15 protein-coding genes and 1 CRISPR repeat array are annotated in these 20,508 nt (G+C 69.4%); of the genes, 11 read left to right on the top strand and 4 right to left on the bottom strand.

What is annotated here, in order from left to right; all coding sequences use genetic code 11:
• Nucleotides 1-106: 106 nt before the first annotated feature.
• The 9 genes from ADL08_RS10915 to ADL08_RS10875 all read left to right on the top strand — a co-directional run bounded on the left by ADL08_RS10915 (nucleotide 107) and on the right by ADL08_RS10875 (nucleotide 11,507).
• Nucleotides 107-2,974 carry a CRISPR-associated endonuclease Cas3'' gene (locus ADL08_RS10915; protein ID WP_053641928.1) on the top strand — a complete coding sequence of 956 codons (2,868 nt, stop codon included), beginning with the start codon at nucleotides 107-109 and terminating at the stop codon, nucleotides 2,972-2,974.
• A gap of 226 nt (nucleotides 2,975-3,200) precedes the next feature.
• Complete coding sequence (gene casA / locus ADL08_RS10910) at nucleotides 3,201-4,835, top strand: type I-E CRISPR-associated protein Cse1/CasA (protein ID WP_078968505.1); 1,635 nt, start codon at nucleotides 3,201-3,203, stop codon at nucleotides 4,833-4,835.
• Nucleotides 4,832-5,605: a type I-E CRISPR-associated protein Cse2/CasB gene (gene casB / locus ADL08_RS10905; RefSeq protein ID WP_063885273.1), complete on the top strand. Its 774-nt coding sequence runs from the start codon at nucleotides 4,832-4,834 to the stop codon at nucleotides 5,603-5,605. Before casA ends, casB begins: the two co-directional genes overlap by 4 nt.
• Nucleotides 5,606-5,685: 80 nt before the next feature.
• Nucleotides 5,686-6,864, top strand: coding sequence for a type I-E CRISPR-associated protein Cas7/Cse4/CasC (gene cas7e / locus ADL08_RS10900; RefSeq protein ID WP_053641880.1), 1,179 nt, complete (start codon nucleotides 5,686-5,688; stop codon nucleotides 6,862-6,864).
• Nucleotides 6,861-7,727, top strand: coding sequence for a type I-E CRISPR-associated protein Cas5/CasD (cas5e, locus tag ADL08_RS10895; protein WP_053641879.1), 867 nt, complete (start codon nucleotides 6,861-6,863; stop codon nucleotides 7,725-7,727). The genes cas7e and cas5e overlap by 4 nt, the downstream gene beginning before the upstream one ends.
• Nucleotides 7,724-8,398 (top strand): type I-E CRISPR-associated protein Cas6/Cse3/CasE, encoded by a 675-nt coding sequence (gene cas6e, locus ADL08_RS10890; protein WP_053641878.1) that lies wholly within the window; start codon nucleotides 7,724-7,726, stop codon nucleotides 8,396-8,398. The genes cas5e and cas6e overlap by 4 nt, the downstream gene beginning before the upstream one ends.
• 71 nt (nucleotides 8,399-8,469) lie before the next feature.
• Nucleotides 8,470-9,387 carry a type I-E CRISPR-associated endonuclease Cas1e gene (cas1e, locus tag ADL08_RS10885; protein ID WP_053641927.1) on the top strand — a complete coding sequence of 306 codons (918 nt, stop codon included), beginning with the start codon at nucleotides 8,470-8,472 and terminating at the stop codon, nucleotides 9,385-9,387.
• A gap of 27 nt (nucleotides 9,388-9,414) precedes the next feature.
• Entirely contained in the window at nucleotides 9,415-9,726 is a 312-nt protein-coding gene (cas2e, locus tag ADL08_RS10880; RefSeq protein WP_053641877.1) for a type I-E CRISPR-associated endoribonuclease Cas2e, read from the top strand.
• Nucleotides 9,727-10,931: 1,205 nt separating this feature from the next.
• Complete coding sequence (locus ADL08_RS10875) at nucleotides 10,932-11,507, top strand: hypothetical protein (protein ID WP_053641876.1); 576 nt, start codon at nucleotides 10,932-10,934, stop codon at nucleotides 11,505-11,507.
• Here the strand turns inward: ADL08_RS10875 and ADL08_RS10870 are convergent.
• Nucleotides 11,434-12,255, bottom strand: a complete 822-nt coding sequence (locus tag ADL08_RS10870; protein ID WP_107092136.1) for an IS5 family transposase — start codon at nucleotides 12,253-12,255, stop codon at nucleotides 11,434-11,436. The genes ADL08_RS10875 and ADL08_RS10870 overlap by 74 nt on opposite strands.
• Nucleotides 12,256-12,508: 253 nt before the next feature.
• Nucleotides 12,509-13,255 (bottom strand): hypothetical protein, encoded by a 747-nt coding sequence (locus tag ADL08_RS10865; RefSeq protein WP_053641875.1) that lies wholly within the window; start codon nucleotides 13,253-13,255, stop codon nucleotides 12,509-12,511.
• A 345-nt stretch (nucleotides 13,256-13,600) separates the two neighbouring features.
• Nucleotides 13,601-13,876: direct repeats of the CRISPR family, unit length 27 nt; unit sequence GTGCTCTCCGCGCGAGCGGAGGTGGGT.
• Nucleotides 13,877-14,145: 269 nt separating this feature from the next.
• Between ADL08_RS10865 and ADL08_RS10860 the strand changes: the two genes are divergently transcribed.
• Together ADL08_RS10860 and ADL08_RS10850 are read left to right on the top strand one after the other, a co-directional pair.
• Entirely contained in the window at nucleotides 14,146-15,312 is a 1,167-nt protein-coding gene (locus ADL08_RS10860) for a pentapeptide repeat-containing protein (RefSeq protein ID WP_159043145.1), read from the top strand.
• Nucleotides 15,313-16,238: 926 nt separating this feature from the next.
• Nucleotides 16,239-17,606 carry an MFS transporter gene (locus ADL08_RS10850; RefSeq protein ID WP_053641872.1) on the top strand — a complete coding sequence of 456 codons (1,368 nt, stop codon included), beginning with the start codon at nucleotides 16,239-16,241 and terminating at the stop codon, nucleotides 17,604-17,606.
• A 65-nt stretch (nucleotides 17,607-17,671) separates the two neighbouring features.
• Here ADL08_RS10850 and ADL08_RS10845 read toward each other — a convergent pair whose 3' ends face one another.
• Nucleotides 17,672-19,567, bottom strand: a complete 1,896-nt coding sequence (locus ADL08_RS10845) for a helix-turn-helix domain-containing protein (protein WP_053641871.1) — start codon at nucleotides 19,565-19,567, stop codon at nucleotides 17,672-17,674.
• 67 nt (nucleotides 19,568-19,634) lie between these two features.
• Complete coding sequence (locus ADL08_RS10840) at nucleotides 19,635-20,462, bottom strand: 3-hydroxybutyrate dehydrogenase (RefSeq protein WP_053641870.1); 828 nt, start codon at nucleotides 20,460-20,462, stop codon at nucleotides 19,635-19,637.
• Nucleotides 20,463-20,508: the final 46 nt, after the last annotated feature.

Below are 20,508 nucleotides of genomic sequence, written 5' to 3'. Positions count from 1 at the left end.
CAACAGCCACAGTGATACGCCCTGTTGCAGTGTCCCGAGGCGGTCGCTGCACCACGAGGATTTGTCGATCGGTGCGTTGTCAGTGGCGCCTGCTATCTGTGATGCCATGACAGAACCTGATGTCGTCCCCGTGTGTGCCGCTGGCCCCGACTGCCGGCTGTGGGCGAAGGAACGTGGCTTGGAGCGCCCTTATCCGGTCATCTGCCATCTGCTGGACGCAGCGGCTGTGTTCGGGGTGTTGTGGGATGTGGTGCTGGGTTCCCGGGTCCGTGCGCGTATCGCGGACGCCTTGCAACTGACCGAGTCGGAGGCACGTCAGGTCCTGTCGTTCTGGGCCGGGTTGCACGATCTGGGGAAGATCACGCCGCCGTTTCAGGCTCAGGTACCTGCGGCTTTCGCAGCCATGCGGAAGGAGCCGGCGTACTTCGCCGTTGCGGGAGCTGAGCGTGAGACCTGCTTCCGTCATGAAGTTGCGACGCACTGGGCGGTGACCCTGCTCCTGGACGAGATCGGCTATCCGGGTGATCTCAACCGGATGCGGCGGGCGGTCAGTCATCAGGTGGCCCAGTTGCTCGGTGGTCATCACGGCGTGTTCGGACAGCCGTTGCTGAAGCGGAAGCTGAGTGCCGGTAGCGTGCACGCGCCGGGACTTGGTGAGCAGGGCTGGGCAGAGCAGCGTCGTCAGCACTTCATCGAGCTGAGGCGGGTGGTGGGGGCGGTGGCCTTGCCGAAAGGCGGACTGCCGGCTGAGCTCTCGGTTGTCGTGGCCGGTCTGATCGTAGTGGCGGACTGGCTGGCGAGCCAGACCGACTGGATCAAGCCGCTCTTGCCGGCGACGGGGTGGAAGGCGACGCCCCAGGCACTGAACGAGCACTGGGCGCGAGCGTCTTACGCCGCTTCCGGCGTGGTCAGGGCCGCACATCTGGGCCGGGCGGATTTCGCCCTGCAGCAGTTTGAGGGGATGTTCCCGTTCTCGCCCAATCCCCTGCAGCAAGACCTGGTGGAACATCTCCCCCGGCTGGCGGCGGAGCGTGGTTCCGGTCTGCTGTTGGTCACGGCCCCTACCGGTGACGGAAAGACCGAGGCAGCGCTGTATGCGGCCGCGGTGCTCGGACGGGTGTCGGGGGCACGGGGACTGTACTTCGCGCTGCCGACGATGGCGACGGCGGACGGCATGTTCCCTCGGGTGGCCGCCTTCGCCAATCAGGCGTTGTACGGGGAGCGTGCGCTGACGCTTCTGCACTCCATGGCATGGCTCAGCCCCGCCTACAACGACCCCTCAAACCCGGCTGCCACGAAGGTCAGTGATGATGCGGTGGTCGCGGAGCGAAGTACGGCGACTGCTGCCGGAACCTGGCTGCGTGGGCCGAAGCGCGGCCTTCTCGCGCCGTTGGGGACGGGGACGATCGACCAAGTGCTGGCCGGTGTGCTTCCGCTGCGGTACAACGTGCTGCGTCTGCTGGGTGTGTCGGACAAGGTGCTGGTGATCGACGAGGCGCACGCGTACGGGCCGTGGATGCACAGCCTGATGACCCGGTTGCTGGAGTGGCTCGGCGCGTTCGGTGCTCCAGTAGTGCTGCTGTCGGCGACCCTGACAGGTACGACAGCGAGTTCGCTGGTGAACGCCTACCGGCGGGGCGCCGGTTTCCTGGAGCCGGTGGAAGTTAGGCCGTGCTACCCAGGCTGGCTGTTCACGGACGCGGCGAGCGGCCAGGTGTCCACGCCTCGCGCGACGCTGAGCGAGCGGGCGCGGACCGTAGATATCGAGGTCCACGATGTGAGCTGGGACGGTCTGGACGCTCCGGGCTCGGCTGTCCGCAGGGGCGGGAGGCGCGAACGGCTGCGGGCGCAGTTGCGGCCGGTCGCCGACGGGGGCGGGACCGCCCTGGTGTGCTGTACGACGGTTGCCGAAGCCCAGGCGACCTACCGGGATTTGTGTGCGGCGTTTCCCGAACTGGCCCGGCGGGAGGGAGGACTGCGGCTTCTGCACTCGCGCTACCAGGCCCGGGAGCGTCAGCGGATCAGCCGGGAGTGCGAGAAGGCATACGGCAAGCCCGCTGTGGGCGAGGAGATGAGGGTGCGTGCGGGCTCGATCCTGGTGGCGACCCAGGTGGTCGAGCAGTCGCTGGATTTCGACTTCGACCTCGTCGTCAGTGATCTCGCCCCGCTCGCCCAGTTGTTGCAGCGGGTGGGCCGCGGTCGGCGGCACCGGCGGGGACCGGAGGGGCGGCCTTCCTGGGCGCAGGCGGAGGACCGTCCCAAGCTGGTGGTCCTGGAGCCGGTGGACAGTGAGGGCCGTACGAAGGTTCCGCCGACCTGGGGTGCGGTGTACGACCACGGGCTGCTAGTGCGTACCGCGGAGTTGCTGCGCCGGGAGCAGGGGGGCGGGATAGCGGTTCCCGGCGATGTGCAGCGGCTGGTCGACGCCGTGTACGCGGCGGACTTCGTCGACGGTCTGGATGCGGCGGTGAAGCGGGAACTGGTGCGGATGGATCTGGAGCGCGCCGCGAAGGAGACAGCCGAGTCGCATCTGGCCCGGGTAACCACGATCTGCGCGCCGCACGATGTCGAAGGCAATCTCGGCAGGCTCAGCGAGGTTCAGGACGGTGTGACCGAAGAGCTGCTGACGACCCGGCTGGGAGCGGACACCGGACGCGTACTGCTGTTGTACACCCAGCCCGGTGGCGAGCTCACCCTCGACGAGGAAGGCGCCTTGAGCCTGTCCGCCCTGACGCGCAGATCGACGCCCACGCATGAGGAGCTGGGCTTGATCATGTCGTGGGTCGCTCCCGTTCCGGGGTCGTGGCTGCCTGAGGGCGAAGGCCTGCCTCATCCCGCCGGCTGGGAGAAGCAGGCGGCTCTCCGCGAACTCACCCTGGTGGCCGTCAACCGTGAGCCGGACGGTACGAGCTGGCGCGGGCGCCACGGAAAACGATCAATTTCTGTCTCATCGGTGGGCCTTGAGATCAGTTAAAGGCCAGTTACCTCCAAGCGCTTTTTCAGTAGCGGCAGGCTTAGTGAGATTCATTCAGCGCGACACGCATCACCCTTCTGGCCGAAGGGGGGTGCTCCTCCGCCGGATGGTACGCCCGCTCGCGCGGGCAGCGGGGGTGGGTTGACCCGGTCGCTCCGGTAGCAGCAGGCGAGTCACCTCCGTCTGCACGAAGACCCCATCGCATTGTGACTCCTGAGAGGCATTGATGCCCGCACGTTCGCACAGCACAGCGGAAGAACCGCTCTTCCCGGTCATCTGGGCGTCCCACGCGCGAAGCAGTAACTCCGAGCCCCTTCCCGGGATGCTGGGCTTTCGCGAGCTGCTGCTGCGCAGCCACGAGATCACGGGCCTGGCGGTCGCCGAACCGCCCGCGCACTCGGCGCTGCTGCGCATCCTGTACGCCCTGACCGCGCGGGTGACCCGGCTCGACGAGAGGGGCCCCGGTGACTGGGGTGAGCGCCGTATGGACGTGGTCGAGGCGGGACGGCTGCCCGCTGTGGCGGTCGAGGAGTACTTCGCCACGTGGTGGCACCGCTTCTTCGTCTTCGACGAGGAAGGGGGGCGGCCCTGGATGCAGGACCCGCGTCTGGTGGAACAGTGCGACGCCGGCAATACCGCGGGGGTGAACAAGCTGATCGTGACCCGGCCCGCCGGCAACAACCACTCCTGGTTCACCCACGTCAACCCCTCGTCCCCCACGCTCCCGACGGTGTCCGAGGCCGTTCTCAATCTGCTGGTCTGGCACTTCTACGGGCCCTCCGGCCGCTGCTCGGCCCGTGAGGTGGGAGGTGTGAAGAGCGCCAGTGCCACCGCTGGCCCGCTGCGGACCGCGCTTTCCTACCACCCCGAGGGTGAAACCCTCTTCCAGACCCTCCTGGCAGGACTCACCCCGCCCCAGGCCACGGTCCGCCGTGAGGTCGACTTGTGTCCGTGGGAGTGGGAGGAGCTGCCCGACCCCGAGACCCCGCCCGCCGACAGGACCGGCCCGCTGGCGCTGCTCACCGCCTGCTCCTCGCACGCCCTGCTGCTCGTGGCCGATAAGGAACAGGAAGGCGTGGTAGCGGATGCGTTCATCACGTGGGCCTATCGCGGCGAGCGTCTCCCCCGGGACGACGCCTACCTGATCTGGCAGATCAGTCAGCAGGGCAACCGCTACCCGCGGCCCGCCGACTCCGGGCGGGCGCTGTGGCGTGATGTGGACGCCCTGCTGCTGTACGAGGCGGGCGGGCCGGCGCAACCGCGACGGCCGAAGGTGTTCAACACCGCCTTCGAGGTTGCCGAGACACTGCGGGTAAGAGCTTTGGGGTTCGAGCAGGAGGGCCAGGCCAAGGACCGACAGTTCGTCGAGGGGTCCACCCCGCCCCTGCTGGGCTTCGTGGAGGAAGACGCTCCGCGCACCGAAGCTGCGGTGGGCCGACTGCGCCGGCTCGGTGAGCTGTACGGCCGCAGGCTGGAGCGCGCGGTACGCAAAGCTTGGGCCCTCTACGTCAACGACCCCAAGGCGGAGCACTCCACCTGGTCCGCCGAGGCCGGCGCCCGCTACTGGCCGCAGGCCGAGACGGAGTTCTGGGCGCGCTACCGCAGGCTCGACCGCTCCTCGGCCTCGCTCGACGCCGGGCTGGACCGAAAGGCGACACGCGAAGCCTTCCTCGCCCTGGCGCAAAAAAGCTACGACACGGTCACCGCACCTCTCACGTCCCATGTGCGCGGTGCCAGGGCTGTCGCCGAGGCGCGTGCCGAGTTGTACGGGGGCCGGCGCACCACCAAGGGCGCCGGAAGCGGCAGCACAGCCGGTTCCGGCCTTGAGCCCACCGGATCGGATCAGGGAGTTTCCGTATGACCACCGAGTCACCACGAACGGCTGCTGACGTTCGTCGAGAGCACCTGCACAAGTACGTCGCCTGGATCACGGACGCGTGCCGCGACCCCGGAATCCGCAGCGCACTGCGCGCAGGCCTGCGCCGGGACCTGGACCACGTGCGCCCGATGCACCGGATCGTGGCGCCCTGGCTTCCCCGTCAACGCCATGTTCCCGAGACGGAAGAGCGCGCCTACTACCTGGTCGCCTCGATGATCGCCGACCGGCCGCGGTACACGTTCGCCACCGAAGACGACGTGGACGACACCGCCGAAGAGGGGGAATCCGTTCCGGGCCCCGAAGCAGCCGGAGAACAACCGCAGGCAACGGACGCCCCCTCGGGTTCTGTGGCCGATGACCTCGGCTCCGTGGCGGCAGACAGGGGCGGGCAGTTCGAGCCGGCCGAACGCTGGGGCCGGAGCCTGGGCTACTGCCTCGCTCAGGCCGTCGTCGAGGGCCCCGGACGTGAACGCGAGATGCGCGTCTCCGCCGCCGAGGCCCGGCTGCACCTGCTGACCCGGCAGAGCGCCGCCGGGCTCCACCGCCACCTGCCGGCCACCGTGCGCCACCTGAGGCAGACCGACACCGATGTCGACTGGGTCCGGCTGATGGAGGACCTGATCGCCTGGCCGACGTTCTCAGGACGCATCAGCCGCCGCTGGCTCCAGGACTACTACCGGCAGACCGATGAAAACCGCAACAAAAAGAGCAACCAGGAGGACGAGAACGACCTCCTGAACGGCGCCACGTAACTCAACCCCTCGCCGAGCTGTCCACGACCGACCCTTCCACTGCACACCGCCATCACCCTCACCCAAGAATGCGATCAGCCATGACATCGAGCACCGCCCGCTTCATCGACGTCCACGTCCTTCACCCCATCCCGTTCTCGAATCTGAACCGGGACGACGCCAACGCCGTCAAGACCGTGCAGTACGGCGGCACGCTGCGTACGCGGGTCAGCAGCCAGTGCTGGAAGCGCGCGGCCCGCGAGGACTTCCAGACCCACATCGGGCAGGCCGCCCTGCGCACCCGGCGCATCGGTGAGCGGGTCGCGAGCGAACTGCAGGAGCGAGGATGGGAGGCCGGCCTGGCGCTGCGGGCCGGCGGGCACCTCGCGGCGGGCAGCAGCATCAAGTTCGAACTGGCCAAGAACAAGGACAAGGAGATCGTCCCCAACAAGGTCCTGACCAACGCCATGGTCTACGTCCCCGAGACGGCCGTCGGGGAACTCGCCGACCTCGCCGAGGAGTTCCAGCCGCTGCTGGAGGCGGCCAAGGACATCAAGAAGCCTGCGGACAAGAGCGTGCTGCCCAAGGAGCGCATCGAGGCGATCCTGCGCTCCCGCAACGGGGTGATCAACCTGTTCGGCCGGATGCTCGCCGAGGTCGACGAAGCCGGCGTCGACGGCGCCGTCCAGGTCGCCCACGCCCTGACCACCCACACCACCGACGTCGAGGTGGACTACTTCAGCGCGGTCGACGACATCACCGCGGTCTGGAAGGACAGCACCGGCAGCGGTCACATGGGGCACGCCGAGTACAGTGCCGGCACCTTCTACCGGTTCGCCACCGTCGACCTGCGTGACCTGGCGGCGAACATCGGCGACGAACCGGACGCGCTGCGCGAGCTCACCGCAGCCTTCCTGTCCGCCTTCATCGAATCGGTGCCGCACGCCAAGAAGAACTCCACCGCGCCGCACACCCTGCCCAGCCTGATCCACCTCTCCGTGCGGGCCGACCGTCCCGTCTCCTACGCGGCGGCCTTCGAAAAGCCGGTCCGCGCCACCGAAACCAGCGGTTTCGCCGAGCCCTCCGCCGACCACCTCAGCGCCTACGCCCAGGCGGCCAACACCATGCTCGGAAACACGCGGATCCTCACCTCCGGCTTCCTCAGCATCAGCGGCAAGGACCTGCCCGGCCTCGGCATCCGCTACGGCTCCCTCGACGAGCTCCTGGAGACCGCCCTGGCCACCGCGCTCAGCCCCGCACCGTCCGGAGCCGGCGCATGAGCAGCCCCACTCTTCCCCTGCCCGAGCCGGGCCTGCTGCTCCGACTGGCGGGCCCCTTGCAGTCCTGGGGCGAACACAGCCACTTCACCGACCGCGACACCGCCGCCTTCCCCACCCGCTCCGGAGTCATCGGGCTGCTGGCCGCCGCACTCGGCCGGCGCCGCGGCGAGTCCATCGCCGACCTGACCCGCCTGTCTTTGACCGTGCGGGCCGACCGGCCCGGCGTGCGCCTGCGCGACCTGCACACCGTCGGCGGCGGCCTGCCCGCCAAAGCCACCGTCACCACCGCCGAGGGCAAGAAACGCAGCGGCGAGACCACCACCCTCCTCACCCACCGCCACTACCTCGCCGACGCCGCCTTCACCATCGCCCTCACCACACCCCACACCACTGAAATCGAACGCACCGACGCCCACGACCTCCTCGCGCGCTGCGAAAACGCCCTGCGTTTCCCGCAGTGGCCGCTCTACCTCGGCCGCCGCTCCTGCCCGCCGGAAGGCCCCCTTCTCCTGGCACGCACCAACAACGCCCTGCACCACCTCATCCACCTCCCCCTGGCCGCAACCGCCCCGGCGCCGGCCGGGATCGAGTTCATCTCCGACCGGCCCCTGCACACCCTGCCCGTCCCCGAAAACCTGCTCACCGCCGACGCGAGCGACGGCGCCCACCCCTCGGGCCAGGCCACCGACGAACCCCTCACCTTCCACACCACACGCCGCACCTACCGGGCCCGCCCCCTCTACCGGCGCTCCCTGCACCTGCCCGCCGACCAGTACGCGGGGCTGGGCACCAAGCAGCTCGATGCCCTCACCTCGTATCTGACCCGCCACCTGCCGGAAACCGTGGAAGGAAACCGTCTGTGACCGTCTGGCTCACCCGTATCGCCCCCGACCCTCGCTCGGCCCAGGCCCGCAACGACACCACCGGCACACGCATGGGCCTCGCCCTCCACCAGCGCCTCATGGCCCTCTTCCCGACGGACGCCGGAGAGGACCCGCGGGCCCGGTTCAACGTGCTCTTCCGCACCGAGGACACCCCCCACGGCCTGCACCTGCTGATGCAGAGCACCCACCAACCCGACCTGACCCGCCTCCCCGAGAACTACGGAACCAGCCTCTCCCGCCCTCTCGACGCCCTCCTGGACGCCCTGCGTCCCGGACTCACCGTCCGCTACCGCTGCATCGCAAACGCCGTCCGCCGCCCCGGACACACCACCCGCGCCCACTACAACCTCCCCGCCGTCGTCCCCCTCCACGGCGCCGCGGCCGACACCTGGTGGGAAGGCCAGGCACAAGCTGCCGGCCTCACCCCCCACACCATCGAATCCACCTCCCTCGACGCCGCCGGCGGACGCCACGGCAAACGCGGCACCACCACCCACGCCCTCATCCGCCACGCCCGCACCCGCTTCGACGGCACCGCCACCATCCAGGACCCGAAACTGCTCCGCACGAAAATCACCGAAGGCATCGGACGCGGCAAGGCCTACGGATGCGGCCTGCTCACCATCGCCCCCGCCCGAGGCCCCCAGTGACCGCTGCCGATCCGAAGCCGAACGCCGCCCGTTCCCGCGGGCGGCGCCGCCTTGCCGCACCCACCGTCGCCATGCTGCCCCGCATCGCGGACTCCCTCTCCTTCCTCTACCTGGACATCGTCCGCATCCACCAGGACGACACCGGAGTGTGCGCCGAAGTCACCAGCGAACGACGCGGCACGGAAACCGTCTACCTCCCCACCGCCGCCCTCTCCTGCGTCCTCCTGGGCCCCGGAACCTCCATCACCGCCCGGGCGCTCGCCACCTTCGCCCGCCACGGCACCACAGTCCTGATCACAGGCGCCGGCGGCGTCCGCTGCTACGCCGCCACCGTGCCCGACTCCCTCACCACCACCTGGCTGGAACACCAGACACGGGCCTGGGCCGACGACACCCAACGGCTCGCCGTCGCCACCGCCATGTACGAAAAGCGCTTCGGCCCCGGCACCGTCCCCATCGGCAGCAACTTCAACCAACTCCGCGGCTTCGAGGGACAGCGCGTCAAAGCCCTGTACCAACTCCTCGCCCGCCAGTACAAGATCGGACGCTTCCGCCGCGCCTACGACTCGGCCTCCTGGGACACCCAGGACCCCGTCAACCTCGCCCTGTCCTCGGCCAACACCTGCCTGTACGGCATCGTCCACGCCGCGATCCTCGCCCTCGGCTGCTCCCCCGCCCTGGGCTTCGTCCACAGCGGCAACCAACAGGCCTTCGTCTACGACATCGCCGACCTCTACAAGGCAGATCTCACCATTCCCCTCGCCTTCTCCCTCCACAACTCACCCGACCCAGAAGCCGCAGCCCGCCGCTCCTTCCGCGACGGCCTGCGGCTGTTCAAACTGCTCCCCCGCATCGTCAACGACATCCAGACCCTCCTCGCACCCGGCCACCCCATCGACATCCCCGACCCCGAAGAACAACTCGTGGACCTCTGGGACCCGATCACAGGAACCGTCCCCGGCGGCACCAACCACACCCCCAGCCCCTGACCGCCCCCGCAGGAGGACCCCACCACCATGCCCTCGATGATCGTCATCTCCGCCACCGCCGTACCCGACCACCTCCGCGGCGCCCTCACCCGCTGGCTCCTCGAAGTCACCCCCGAGCTGTACATCGGCACCGTCTCCGCCCGCGTCCGTGACGAACTCTGGACCTCCGTCACCGCCTGCACCGCCGACGGCGCCGCCGTCCTTGCCTACCCTGCCGCCAACGAACAAGGCTTCACCCTCCGGACCGTCGGCAACCGACGCCGCGTCCCCATCGACTTCGACGGCCTCACGCTTATGACCTTCAGGAAACAGAGCCAAGAAATGGCAAACTCCTTCTAGAATCGCAGGTCAGGAAGGGTGCTCTCCACGCAGGCGGAGGTAGGTCGCACTACGTGCGTGGGGTCGAGATGGTGAACGAGTGCTCTCCGCGCGAGCGGAAGTGGGCCGCCGGCGGCCCCTGCGGGGTCGCCTTGCCCTGTGCGCTCTCCGCGCGAGCGGATGTAGGTCGCCCACTGACCTCCGCTATGTGTTCGTTTTCGAGTACCCTCCGCGCAAGCGGAGGTGGGTCGGCCACCGGATCGTTGTGTTCGGATGCCTTCGCGTGCTCTCCGCACGAATGGAGATGGGTCGCATTTGACGCCGCTGCGATCGTCCTCCGCTTCGTGCTTTCCGTGCAAGCGGGAGCAGGTCGAGGTCGTCGCGGCGGAGGTCTACGACTCCGTGGTGCTCGCCATGCGAGCAGAGGTGGGTCGCTCGACGGCCGCTGGAGGGGGCCAGGATCAAGTGCTCTCTGCGCGAGCGGAGGTGGGTCGCTCACCAAGCGCGGGTTCGGACCGTGGGCGCGGTGCTCTCCGCGCGAGCGGAGGTGGGTCGGCGACCGGAGCCGGCCGCCCGCCCGAATACTGGTGCTCTCCGCGCGAGCGGAGGTGGGTCGCCGCCGGCGCCAAGGTCACCGTCGACGAGCAGGTGCTCTCCGCGCGAGCGGAGGTGGGTCGAACCCCCATGGCGCCGTCGGCGTCCACAACGTGTGCTCTCCGCGCGAGCAGAGGTGGGTCGCGGCCCTGGCCGGCTACCAGCCCCACCAGGACGTGCTCTTCGCGCGAGCGGAGGTGGGTCGACCGCGGTACGGTCCGCCTCACCCTGACCGCCGTGCTCTCCGCGCGAGCGGAGGTGGGTCGCAGACCTTGCCCACGCCCATGAAGAGGAGGAAGTGCTCTCTGCGCGAGCGGAGGTGGGTCGGGGCGGCTGTCGTCCGGGTCGTCGTCGAGCCGGTACTCTCCGCGCGAGCGGAGGTGGGCCGTACAGCGGGGGCTTGGCGGTCCACGCCGTTCCGTGCTCTCCGCGCGAGCGAAGGTGGGCCGTTGTCCCGCAGCTCGCGGAGCACCTCGGCCTTGTGCTCTCCGCGCGAGCGGAGGTGGGCCGGGTCTAAGAAGCCGTTGCTTTTCCGGATCTCATATGTGTGTTTCCGCAGGTCAGGTGTGATGTGCGCGTTGTCGAGGCAGGCTGGGGCCGTCTGATTCGTCGTGGGTGATGTGAGGTGGCGGATGCCGTCGATGCGGGCTGTGATGGAGAGCCGTGAGAGGGCCGCGCTGGCGCGAGTGGAGGAACTGCATGCCGAATTCGAGCGGGTGCGGGCGGCTCTCGCCGACGCAGAAAAGGTGCTGAACCGCCGGGTGATCGGCCTGGAGGAGTATCTCGAGACGCTGACCCAACTGGGAGGTCCCGAGCCCGCCGAGGCTTCAGGGCCGTCCGAGCCTGAGCCTGTTCGTGAGCCGGTGGTGGACGACGCGGCGGCCACGTCGACAGCCAGGGCTCGGCGGGTGGTGGCCCGCAGGAAGGACGGGGTCGAGGTCGACATTCTCGGCCCGGATTACCGACGGATCATGGCCATGCTCGAAAAGACGGGCGGTGACGGATTGTCGGCGCGGCAAGTGGCGGTGGGCCTGGGCTGGGACGTTTCGGTTCCGGCCCGGGTGGAGGGTGCGCGGGGCAGGCTGAAGCGGCTGGTCAAGCGGGGCTGGCTGGCGGAGAGCCGGCCGGGTATGTTCACGCTGCCGGAGCGAGATTCCGCCGTTGCTGCTGGCGGCGGGTGGCGCGGCGGGCGAGGCGGCGGCTCATGATCATGGTCATCGACCACAGGACGAACGCCTCGCTGGTGTCGGAGCGCCGTTCGTAGTCGCGGGCGAGCCGCCGGCTGCGCATCAGCCAGGCGAAGGTCCGCTCGACGACCCATCTGCGGGGCAGGACGGTGAACCCGCGGCTGTCGTCGCTGTGTCGGACGATGTCCAGGCGCAGGCCGAGCCGGTGGGCGGCTTCGGTGAGGACGTCGCCGGTATAGGCGCCGTCCGCCCAGATCAGCCGGAGCCGGCGGAAGCATTTCCGCAGCGCGGGCAGCATCCCGCAGGCGGCGTTGCGGTCCGTCACCGACGCGGGGGTGACCAGCACCGCCAGGACGAGGCCGAGGCAATCCACGACCAGGTGCCGCTTGCGTCCGTTGACCAACTTGCCGCCGTCGAAGCCGCGGGAGGCCGCGCCGACCACGGCGTCCCCTTTCACCGACTGCGAGTCCACGATCCCCGCGGTCGGCTCCGCGTCCCGGCCCTCCGCCTCGCGGACGCGTTCCCTCAGCCGGTCGTGGAACTCCCTGATCAGAGCGTTGTCGCGCCAGCGTCGGAAGAACGCGTAGACCCGGTCCCAGGGCGGGAGGTCCGCCGGCATCGCCCGCCACTTGATCCCGTTGTCGACCAGATACCGCACCGCGTCGACCATCTGCCGGTGGCAGTAGCTCTCCGGCCTGCCTCCCCGGCCGTCCATCCATGCCGGGACCGGCAGTATCGTCCGCACCACGGCCCACTCCGCGTCCGTCATGTCCGAGGTGTAGCGAGGCCGGCGGCCCGGTTTGTCGGCCGCGTTCCCGAACCTGTGAGCAAGACAGTCACACCCCGGGGTGAACAGGCTGGACGCCACCGGAACGACCACGTACAACTGCGACAACAGGGCCTCCTGGCGCTCGGGCTTCGACAACCACGAGCTGTTCAGGAGGCGCTTCCTTCATGCGCTGCCAACCGCGAACTCACCCGATCCGGCCCCCGTTCGAACCTGCGGGCCGTGCGCCTATCAGTCAGAAGGGAGGTTCAAGATCGCCGCGGCCATCGCTATGTGGCCCGCAGTCCCAGGGCTCCTCCTGGAAAGGTTCAATGTCGGTGACGTCGTGGCCCCATGCTTCGAGGGCCTTCCAGGCAACGCGCCGGTTAGGGTCGTCGCTGCTGGTGTCTAGGATGCGGCGCGCGTGCACGGCGAGGTGATCGCGGTGCTGGGCGAGCGCGGGGTGTTCGGCGAGGATGAGCGCGGCGAGGCCGGCGGCTTCGCGCACGTCCTCGTGACTGTCCTGCAGGAAGGGCGCGACGGCTCGATAAAGCATCGGGCGCAGGTCCCGGAAGGCCGCCAGCGTGGTGTCGTGGGTGAGGAAGCCAGGCAAGTACTGCTCGGTGCGGTCGACAATCTCGTCGGAGGCGTCGTAGGCCGTGGAAACCAACCAGTTCAACAATGTCGCGCGGATGGGGACGTTACGATACGGCCGGAGGGTCATGGCCGCCGGGTGGGTGAGGATGCCGGCGACATACATGGCGACGGGGGCTGTGGCTTCGTAGATGCTGTTCTGGTGGCCGACCAGCTCACTCAGTTCCGACAAAGCGGTGACCTGCACCTTGGGATCAGGCTCCAGCAACCGTGCCAGGACTTCGGGAAGGCACTCACCGTTCCCGAAAGCCGTCTGGAGCGAACCCCAATCAGTCTCCGCTAGGACTACCTGATGCGGCGGCAAGTCAGGCTCGCGGGGCGCCCCGGCCTTGGAGCTGCTGTGGTTCACAGGCCAAACCTAGACCAGACTTCTGACACGATTCCCGTGCGGGCCGGTTAGAAGCCGCTGTCCTTCCGAGAGTGACGGGTTCGTTTACGCTGGTCAGGCATAGGGTCGGTGTTTCGGCGGCAGAGACGAGGTGTTGTGTCGTCTCTGCGGTGGAGGTGCCGGGATGCCGTCGGTAGGGCCTCCTGGTGTGCTCAAGGTCTCGACAACCCCGAGCTGCGCCAGAGGCCCTGTCTTCATGCACGGACAGACCGAAGATTGCCCGACCGAGCCGCCGCATTCGAACCCATGCTCACCAAGATCGGTACGACAACGGCTTCTAAATCACATGTAGGGCCCTGGATAGGAGTGCTCTACGCGCGAGCGGAGATGGGCCGGCCGGCTCCAACGTCGCAGATCGTCACCGTCTCCTTGTGCTCTCCGCGCGGGCGGAGGTGGGTCGAACTCCACGGAGATGTGGACTGTCATTGGTACGGTGCTCTCCGCGCGAGCGGAGGTGGGTTGCTCGGTTCCCTTCCCGTGGGCGTGTGGGTCCTGTGCTCTCCGCGCGAGCGGAGGTGGGTCACATCCTGCACCTGATCCTGGAGGACGCCATCGGTACTCTCCGCGCGAGCGGAGATGGGTCGGCTAGGGTGGTCCGGCGGATCAGGGTCGGTAGGCCGTGCCGGGCGTCGCGGCTCCGGCCATGATCCGCCGGACACACCCTAGTGGGTGGCCGTCTCAGGGCTCGTCAGCCGCGTCCCGTTCATAGCTCGGACAAGTGCGGATACGGCGCGCATCCATCTGCCAGAACTTCACAGACGTTAGGACTACAGCGACAGTCGCCGCATGGCCACCTTGAAAAATCAGGCAGTACTGCAACCATCCAGGTGCTGTAGGCGTTGCTGCGGGGTGTGAACCCCATTCGGATACGTCGCCGCGGCGCAAGGGGCCAGTCAGGTCTGCGCCTGTGGCCTGTCGGCTCTGTACTCGTCCTCGCGTTCCTCGCTGCCATTGCCGTAGCCGGTTCGGTGTTTTACGCGGGATGGGACCTGCTCGGCGTGCAAGGCGTCAAGACTGAACGGCGTCTGGACTCCAAGACGCTCTTCGACCTCGTGAAGCTGTCCTTCGGTGTCGTCGCTGGGTCCGGCGCGCTCGTCGCGCTCATCGTCGCCTACCGGCGGCAAAGGGTTGACGAGGACGGTGCCATGCGCGATGCCACCCGCCTGCACAACGAGCGGTTCGCCACTGCCGTCTCCCAGCTCGGCGAGACTTCTCCCGCCGTACGTCTCGGCGGTGTTCACGCGCTCGCCGGACTCGCCGATGATGCCCCCACTCGCGCACTGCGCCAGACCTGCATCGACGTCCTGTGCGCTTACCTCCGCCTCCCTTACACCCCCGAAGGGCAACTTCCCGATGGGGATGTCGCCGCCCAGCACGAACATCTCGCCCTACGGGAAGTCCGGCACACCATCATCCGTCTCATCCGCGACCACCTCCGCCTCGACGCCGGCCACCCTCACTCCTGGCAGGGCCACGACCTCGACTTCACCGGCGCAGTTTTCGACGGCAAGCACGTGAGCTTCGTAGGATCCGCATTCAGCGGCGGCAACATCAGCTTCGCCGATGCCGTGTTCGCGACCGGTGGGATCGACTTTGGCGATTGTTCCTTCCGGGGCGCCAATGTCAGTTTCGAAGGCTGCACATTTGCCACGAGCCCTGTCAGCTTCGCCGGCGCGACGTTCAGCAGTGGGTTTATCAGCTTCGATGGAGCCACCTTCGCGAGCAGTTCGGTCAACTTTGGAGGAACGACGTTCGCTGGGGGAAGCGTGTCGTTCCTGGGAGCGGCCTTCTCGGGGAGTGCGGTGGGTTTCCTGCACAGCACCTTCAGCGGCGGCCGGATCGACTTCGAGGAAGCCTCCTTCAGCGGAGGCCAGCTGCACTTCGGGTACGCACACTTCGAGGGAACTCGTGTCGAGCTCACCGCGCACTTCACTGACTGTCCAGTGGTGTTCACCGACGCCACTTTCACCGACGGCAACGATCTCAGTCAGACGATCAGAGGTGCGTCGGCCAGTTAGCAGTAATTTTCCGTCTGCCTCGATCCAACAGGCGAGCACAGCAGCGCGTTGCAGTCATCTCTCATTGCTACAGCCGCTCCACACGAAGCCCCGCCGACTACTGCCGACAGAGGCGTCATCTCTCACATGCGTATCACCAACAACCTCGATGCACCTGGACTAAAACGAGTTGACCTGGCCTTATGTGTCTCACATGGACCAGCAGGACGCCCCTGGAAGGTTCTTACAACTTGTGGGACGTAGTACCACCAAAAGAACGCCGTCCCCATTTAGCTCGGCTGTGGTCCGACAAAGCCATCTACCAGCGACCCGCCATCCTCTACGCTCGCCCAAGGCGCCCAGGAGGCGACGGAGGGAGGCGTGCGTGGCACGGATTTCCTCGTCGGAGAGGTCCGCGAAGAGGGAACAGTGCCACTCCTCAGCCCGCGCGGTCACGCGGACCAGCGCATCCTTGCCGGCGGGCGTCGGAGTCAGCAGCGGCGAGGACCGGTGGTCCGGGTTCACCATGAGGTCGATCAGCCCGAGCGCCACGAGGTCGTTGGCGACGCGCTGGACGTTCTGCCGGCTGACGCCCAGGTGCCGCGCGTCCCGGAAGGGCCGTGAGCGGCTCCTCGGACACGGGACGCCCTGCAACTACCACCGCGCCTGATCCGCCACACATGCGGTGTTTCCATTCTCCGTAGTCAGCACCAATCCAGCACGGGAGTCAGCACCGCACCGCCAAATCACCCCGAACAAGGGCAACAGAGACAGCCGCTCCCACAGTCCTTCCGGGCCCTCCGGGAAGGCCGCGAGGCGTTGTCATGGCGGCCGAGCGCACTCGTCCACCTCGAACTATGGTGTCCCACCACATACGCCCCTGACCTGCCACTTCCTACGGTGTGGCGACACCGAAACGTCCCCGCCCTTGCCTGGAAGTGGTGCACATGGCCGCCGCAACTCCCTCCCCGACCCCACCCGGATCCCTCAAGCGGATCGTCGCCGCCAGCCTCATCGGCACCACCATCGAGTGGTACGACTTCTTCCTGTACGGGTCCGCCGCGGCGCTCGTGTTCAACAAGCTGTTCTTCCCCGATTCCGATCCGCTGGTGGGCACCCTGCTGTCCTTCCTGACGTACGCCGTCGGGTTCGCCGCGCGGCCGCTCGGGGCGCTGGTGTTCGGGCACTACGGCGACCGGCTCGGGCGGAAGAAGCTGCTGGTGCTCAGCCTGCTCCTGATGGGCGGGGCGACGTTCGCCATCGGGCTGCTGCCGACGCACGCGACCGTCGGCTCCGTCGCGCCCGTCCTGCTGACCGTGCTGCGGCTCGTCCAGGGCTTCGCGCTCGGCGGGGAGTGGGGCGGGGCCGTCCTGCTCGTGTCCGAGCACGGGGACGCGAAGCGGCGCGGGTTCTGGGCCTCGTGGCCGCAGACCGGCGCGCCCGCCGGGCAGTTGCTCGCCACCGGTGTGCTCTCCGCGCTGACCGCGCTGCTCTCGGAGGCCGCCTTCACCTCCTGGGGCTGGCGCGTCCCGTTCCTGCTCTCCGGCGTCCTCGTGATCGTCGGCCTGTGGATCCGCCTCTCGGTCGACGAGTCGCCCGTCTTCAAGGCCGCGCTCGCCGCCGCCGAGGAGCGCAAGGCGGTCGCCGGACAGGTCGAGAAGATGCCGCTCGTGGCGGTGCTGCGCCACCACTGGCGGGACGTGCTCGTCGCGATGGGCGCCCGCATGGCGGAGAACATCTCGTACTACGTGATCACCGCGTTCATCCTGGTGTACGCGACCACGCAGGTCGGGCTCTCCAAGCAGACCGCCCTGAACACCGTCCTCATAGGGTCCGCCGTCCACTTCGCGGTGATCCCCCTGTGGGGCGCGCTGTCCGACCGGCTCGGGCGCCGGCCGGTGTACCTGATCGGCGCGGTGGGCGTCGGGGCCTGGATGTTCCCCTTCTTCGCGCTCGTCGACCGGGGCACCTTCGGCAGCCTGCTGCTCGCCGTCACGGTCGGCCTGGTCCTGCACGGGGCGATGTACGCCCCGCAGGCGGCCTTCTTCTCCGAGATGTTCGCGACCCGGGTGCGGTACTCCGGCGCCTCCATCGGCGCCCAGTTCTCCTCCGTGGCCGCCGGCGCGCCCGCCCCGCTCATCGCGACCGCGCTGCTCGCCGACCACGGCACCTCGACGCCGATCTCCCTGTACGTGATCGCCGCCGCGCTGCTCACCGTCGTCGCGATCGTCTGTGCCCGCGAGACCCGCGACAGCGACCTCGGCGAGGTCGCCGAGCGGACCCCCGAGGACTCCCGGGTCCGCGCCGACGCCTGATCCGCGGGACGTACGAAGGCCCCGGGCCCGCTCGCCGTGAGCGGGGCCCGGGGCCTTCCCGTACGTCACGTCCCCGCGACCGCGTCCGAGAGGGCGTGCAGCCGCAGCGCCAGCTGGATCTCCAGGGCGCGCGACGGGGACTGCCAGTCGGGGCCGAGGAGCCGGCCGATCCGCTCCAGGCGCTGGGCCACCGTGTTGACGTGGACGTGGAGTTCGTCCTTGGTGCGGGCGGGGCTCATGCCGCTCGCGAAGTACGCGTCCAGGGTGCGGACCAGCTCCGTGCCGCGCCGCCGGTCGTAGGCGACGACCTGGCCGACGGTGCGGTCGACGAAGCCGTCGACGTCCCGCCTCTCGGCGAGCAGCAGGCCGAGGAAGCCGAGGTCCTCGGCGGCGGCGCCCTGACCGGAGCGGTGCAGGAGCCGCAGCGCGTCGAGGCAGCGGCGGGCCTCCTCGTACGCGACGGCCACCTGGTCCGGATGGTCCAGGGGCGCCCGTACGGGGGCGGAGGCGCCGACGGTGACCTGTTCGCGCAGGGTGCCGCCGAGGTTCCTGGCGGTCTGCCGGGCCAGTTCGGCGGCGGTCTCCCCGGGGCCGAGCGGCAGCAGGAGGACCGTGCCGCCGTCGCGCGCGGAGGCCAGTCCGTGGCGGGTGGCGGCCAGGTGGGAGGCGGCCGACCACAGGCGCTGCCGGTCGGCGCTCTCGCGGCGGCCCGCCTCGGTGTCGGCGGCGCCGTCGGCGGCCCGGTCGATCCGGGCGGCGAGCACCACGTGCGGGGCCTCGCTGTCGGTACGGAGCCGGGCGGCGCGCTCGCGCAGCAGGCGGCGGTCCCGGTCGGGGGCGTCGAGGAGGTCGTCGAGGAGCTCGCCCCGCACCCGCTGCTCGGCCTCGCCCGCCGAGCGGCGGGCGAGCAGCAGGAGGGAGGTGACCAGGGCGGCGCGCTCCAGGGTGCGCTGGTCGACGGGGTCGAGGTCGGGCCGTCCGCGCAGGACGAGGGTGCCCAGGGTCTCGCCGCCGGCGGAGACCGCGGCGGCCCAGTCGTCGCCCTCGCGGACCGCGTGGCCCTCGGCGCGGCGCGCGGAACCGGCGCCCGCCTCGGTGAACTCGACGGTCCCGCCCAGGACTTCGGAGACGGCGCGGGCCACGTCGTGGACGCCGCCGCCGTGCAGGACCAGTTCGGAGAGGCGGTCGTGGACCTCGGAGGCCCGCTCGATGACGCCGCTGTGCTCGCGGATGATGTCGTTGGCCCGCTCCAGCTCCGCGAGGGCCGTGCGGGTCTCGGCGAGGAGGTTGGCCGTGTCGATGGCGACGGCGGCGTGCGCGGCGAAGGAGCAGAGCAGCGCGACCTGTTCGCGCTCGAAGACCCTGGCCCTGCGGTCGGCGGCGAAGAGGACGCCGATGACCTGGCTGCCGAGGCTGAGCGGCACCCCGAGGATGGCGACGAGGCCCTCGTCCCGCACCGCCGTGTCGATGGTGCGGGTGTGCTGGAAGCGCGCGTCGCCGAAGTAGTCGTCCGTGACGTACGGGCGGGCGGTCTGGGCGACGAGTCCGCCGAGCCCCTCGCCCATGCCCAGCCGCACCTGCTGGAAGCGCGCGGAGACGGAGCCCTCGGTGACCCGCATGTACGTGTCGCCCGCGGCCGGGTCGTTGAGGCTGAGGTAGGCCACCTCGGTGCCCAGGAGGGAGCGGGCGCGCTGGACGATGGCGCGCAGCACCGCGTCGAGGTCGCGGAGTCCCGCGAGGTCGTGGGCGGTCTCGAAGAGCGCGGACAGCTCCGCCTCGCGGCGCCGCCGCCCCTCCAGCTCGGCCCGGACCCGCAGGGCGAGCTGCTTGGCCTCTTCGAGGCCGGCCAGCGCCTCGGGGCCCGCGCCGCTCGCGCGGGCGAGCAGCACGGGCCGGTCGTAGGCCTCCGTCGCGGCTCCCCGTGCGAGGAGTTCCAGGTAGGAGACGTGTTCGTGGGACATGGACACAGGGATACCTGCCGTACGTGTGGTCGCACCACCCCTGTGGACAACCTTCACAGGGGCACCTTCAGTGGGCGGTCCAGCCGCCGTCGAGGGTGAGGGAGGTGCCGGTGATGAACGAGGCCTGGGGGGCGCAGAGGTAGAGGACGGCCTCGGCGACCTCCTCCGGTTCGATGAGCCGCTTGAGCGCCGAGTCCTTGAGCAGGACGTCCGCGAGGACCCGCTCCGGCGGGATGCCGTGGGCGGCGGCCTGGTCGGCGATCTGGCGTTCGACGAGCGGGGTGCGGACGTAGCCGGGGTTGACGCAGTTGGAGGTGACCCCGTGCGGGGCGCCTTCGAGGGCGGCGGTCTTGGACAGGCCCTCCAGACCGTGTTTGGCGGCCACATAGGCGGACTTGAAGGCGGAGGCGCGCAGCCCGTGGACGGACGAGATGTTCACGATCCGCCCCCAGCCCTGGCCGTACATGTGCGGGAGTGCGCCCCGGATGAGCCGGAACGGCGCCTCCAGCATCACGGTGAGGACGGTGTGGAAGACGTCCGGCGGGAACTCCTCGATGGGGCGCACGAGCTGGAGCCCGGCGTTGTTGACGAGGATGTCCGCGCCCGCGGCGGCGGTCTCCGCGGCGTCCAGGTCGGTCAGGTCGAGCAGCCGCGGTTCGAGCTCCCCGGGGAGCCCGGAGGCCTCCCCGGCCAGGGCGTCCAGGCCCTCGGCGGCCCGGTCGACGGCTCTGACCCGGGCTCCGGCGGCGGCGAGCCGCAGCGCGCAGGCGCGTCCGATGCCGCCGGCCGCGCCGGTGACGAGCGCGGTGCGGCCGGTGAGGTCGAGGGCGAGTCCGGCCGCGCGGGGCAGGGGTGCGGCGAGGTCGGTACCGGGGGCGGTGACGGGAGCGCTCATGCTCCGCACCCTATGAAGGGCCCCTTTCCGCACCGATGTGCGTCGG

Source organism: Streptomyces sp. NRRL F-6492, from assembly GCF_001280125.1.
Lineage (GTDB): Bacteria > Actinomycetota > Actinomycetes > Streptomycetales > Streptomycetaceae > Streptomyces.
The sequence above is the reverse complement of the archived record's forward strand: the minus strand, read 5'-3'. Positions and strand labels throughout refer to the sequence as shown.

Coding starts and splice junctions, on each gene's coding strand:
- ADL08_RS10915 (WP_053641928.1), top strand. CDS start 107: ATGACAGAACCTGATGTCGTCCCCGTGTGTGCCGCTGGCCCCGACTGC.
- cas1e (WP_053641927.1), top strand. CDS start 8,470: ATGCTGCCCCGCATCGCGGACTCCCTCTCCTTCCTCTACCTGGACATC.
- casB (WP_063885273.1), top strand. CDS start 4,832: ATGACCACCGAGTCACCACGAACGGCTGCTGACGTTCGTCGAGAGCAC.
- casA (WP_078968505.1), top strand. CDS start 3,201: ATGCCCGCACGTTCGCACAGCACAGCGGAAGAACCGCTCTTCCCGGTC.
- ADL08_RS10870 (WP_107092136.1), bottom strand. CDS start 12,255: ATGACGGACGCGGAGTGGGCCGTGGTGCGGACGATACTGCCGGTCCCG.
- cas2e (WP_053641877.1), top strand. CDS start 9,415: ATGCCCTCGATGATCGTCATCTCCGCCACCGCCGTACCCGACCACCTC.
- ADL08_RS10875 (WP_053641876.1), top strand. CDS start 10,932: ATGCCGTCGATGCGGGCTGTGATGGAGAGCCGTGAGAGGGCCGCGCTG.
- cas7e (WP_053641880.1), top strand. CDS start 5,686: ATGACATCGAGCACCGCCCGCTTCATCGACGTCCACGTCCTTCACCCC.
- ADL08_RS10845 (WP_053641871.1), bottom strand. CDS start 19,567: ATGTCCCACGAACACGTCTCCTACCTGGAACTCCTCGCACGGGGAGCC.
- ADL08_RS10840 (WP_053641870.1), bottom strand. CDS start 20,462: ATGAGCGCTCCCGTCACCGCCCCCGGTACCGACCTCGCCGCACCCCTG.
- cas5e (WP_053641879.1), top strand. CDS start 6,861: ATGAGCAGCCCCACTCTTCCCCTGCCCGAGCCGGGCCTGCTGCTCCGA.
- ADL08_RS10850 (WP_053641872.1), top strand. CDS start 16,239: ATGGCCGCCGCAACTCCCTCCCCGACCCCACCCGGATCCCTCAAGCGG.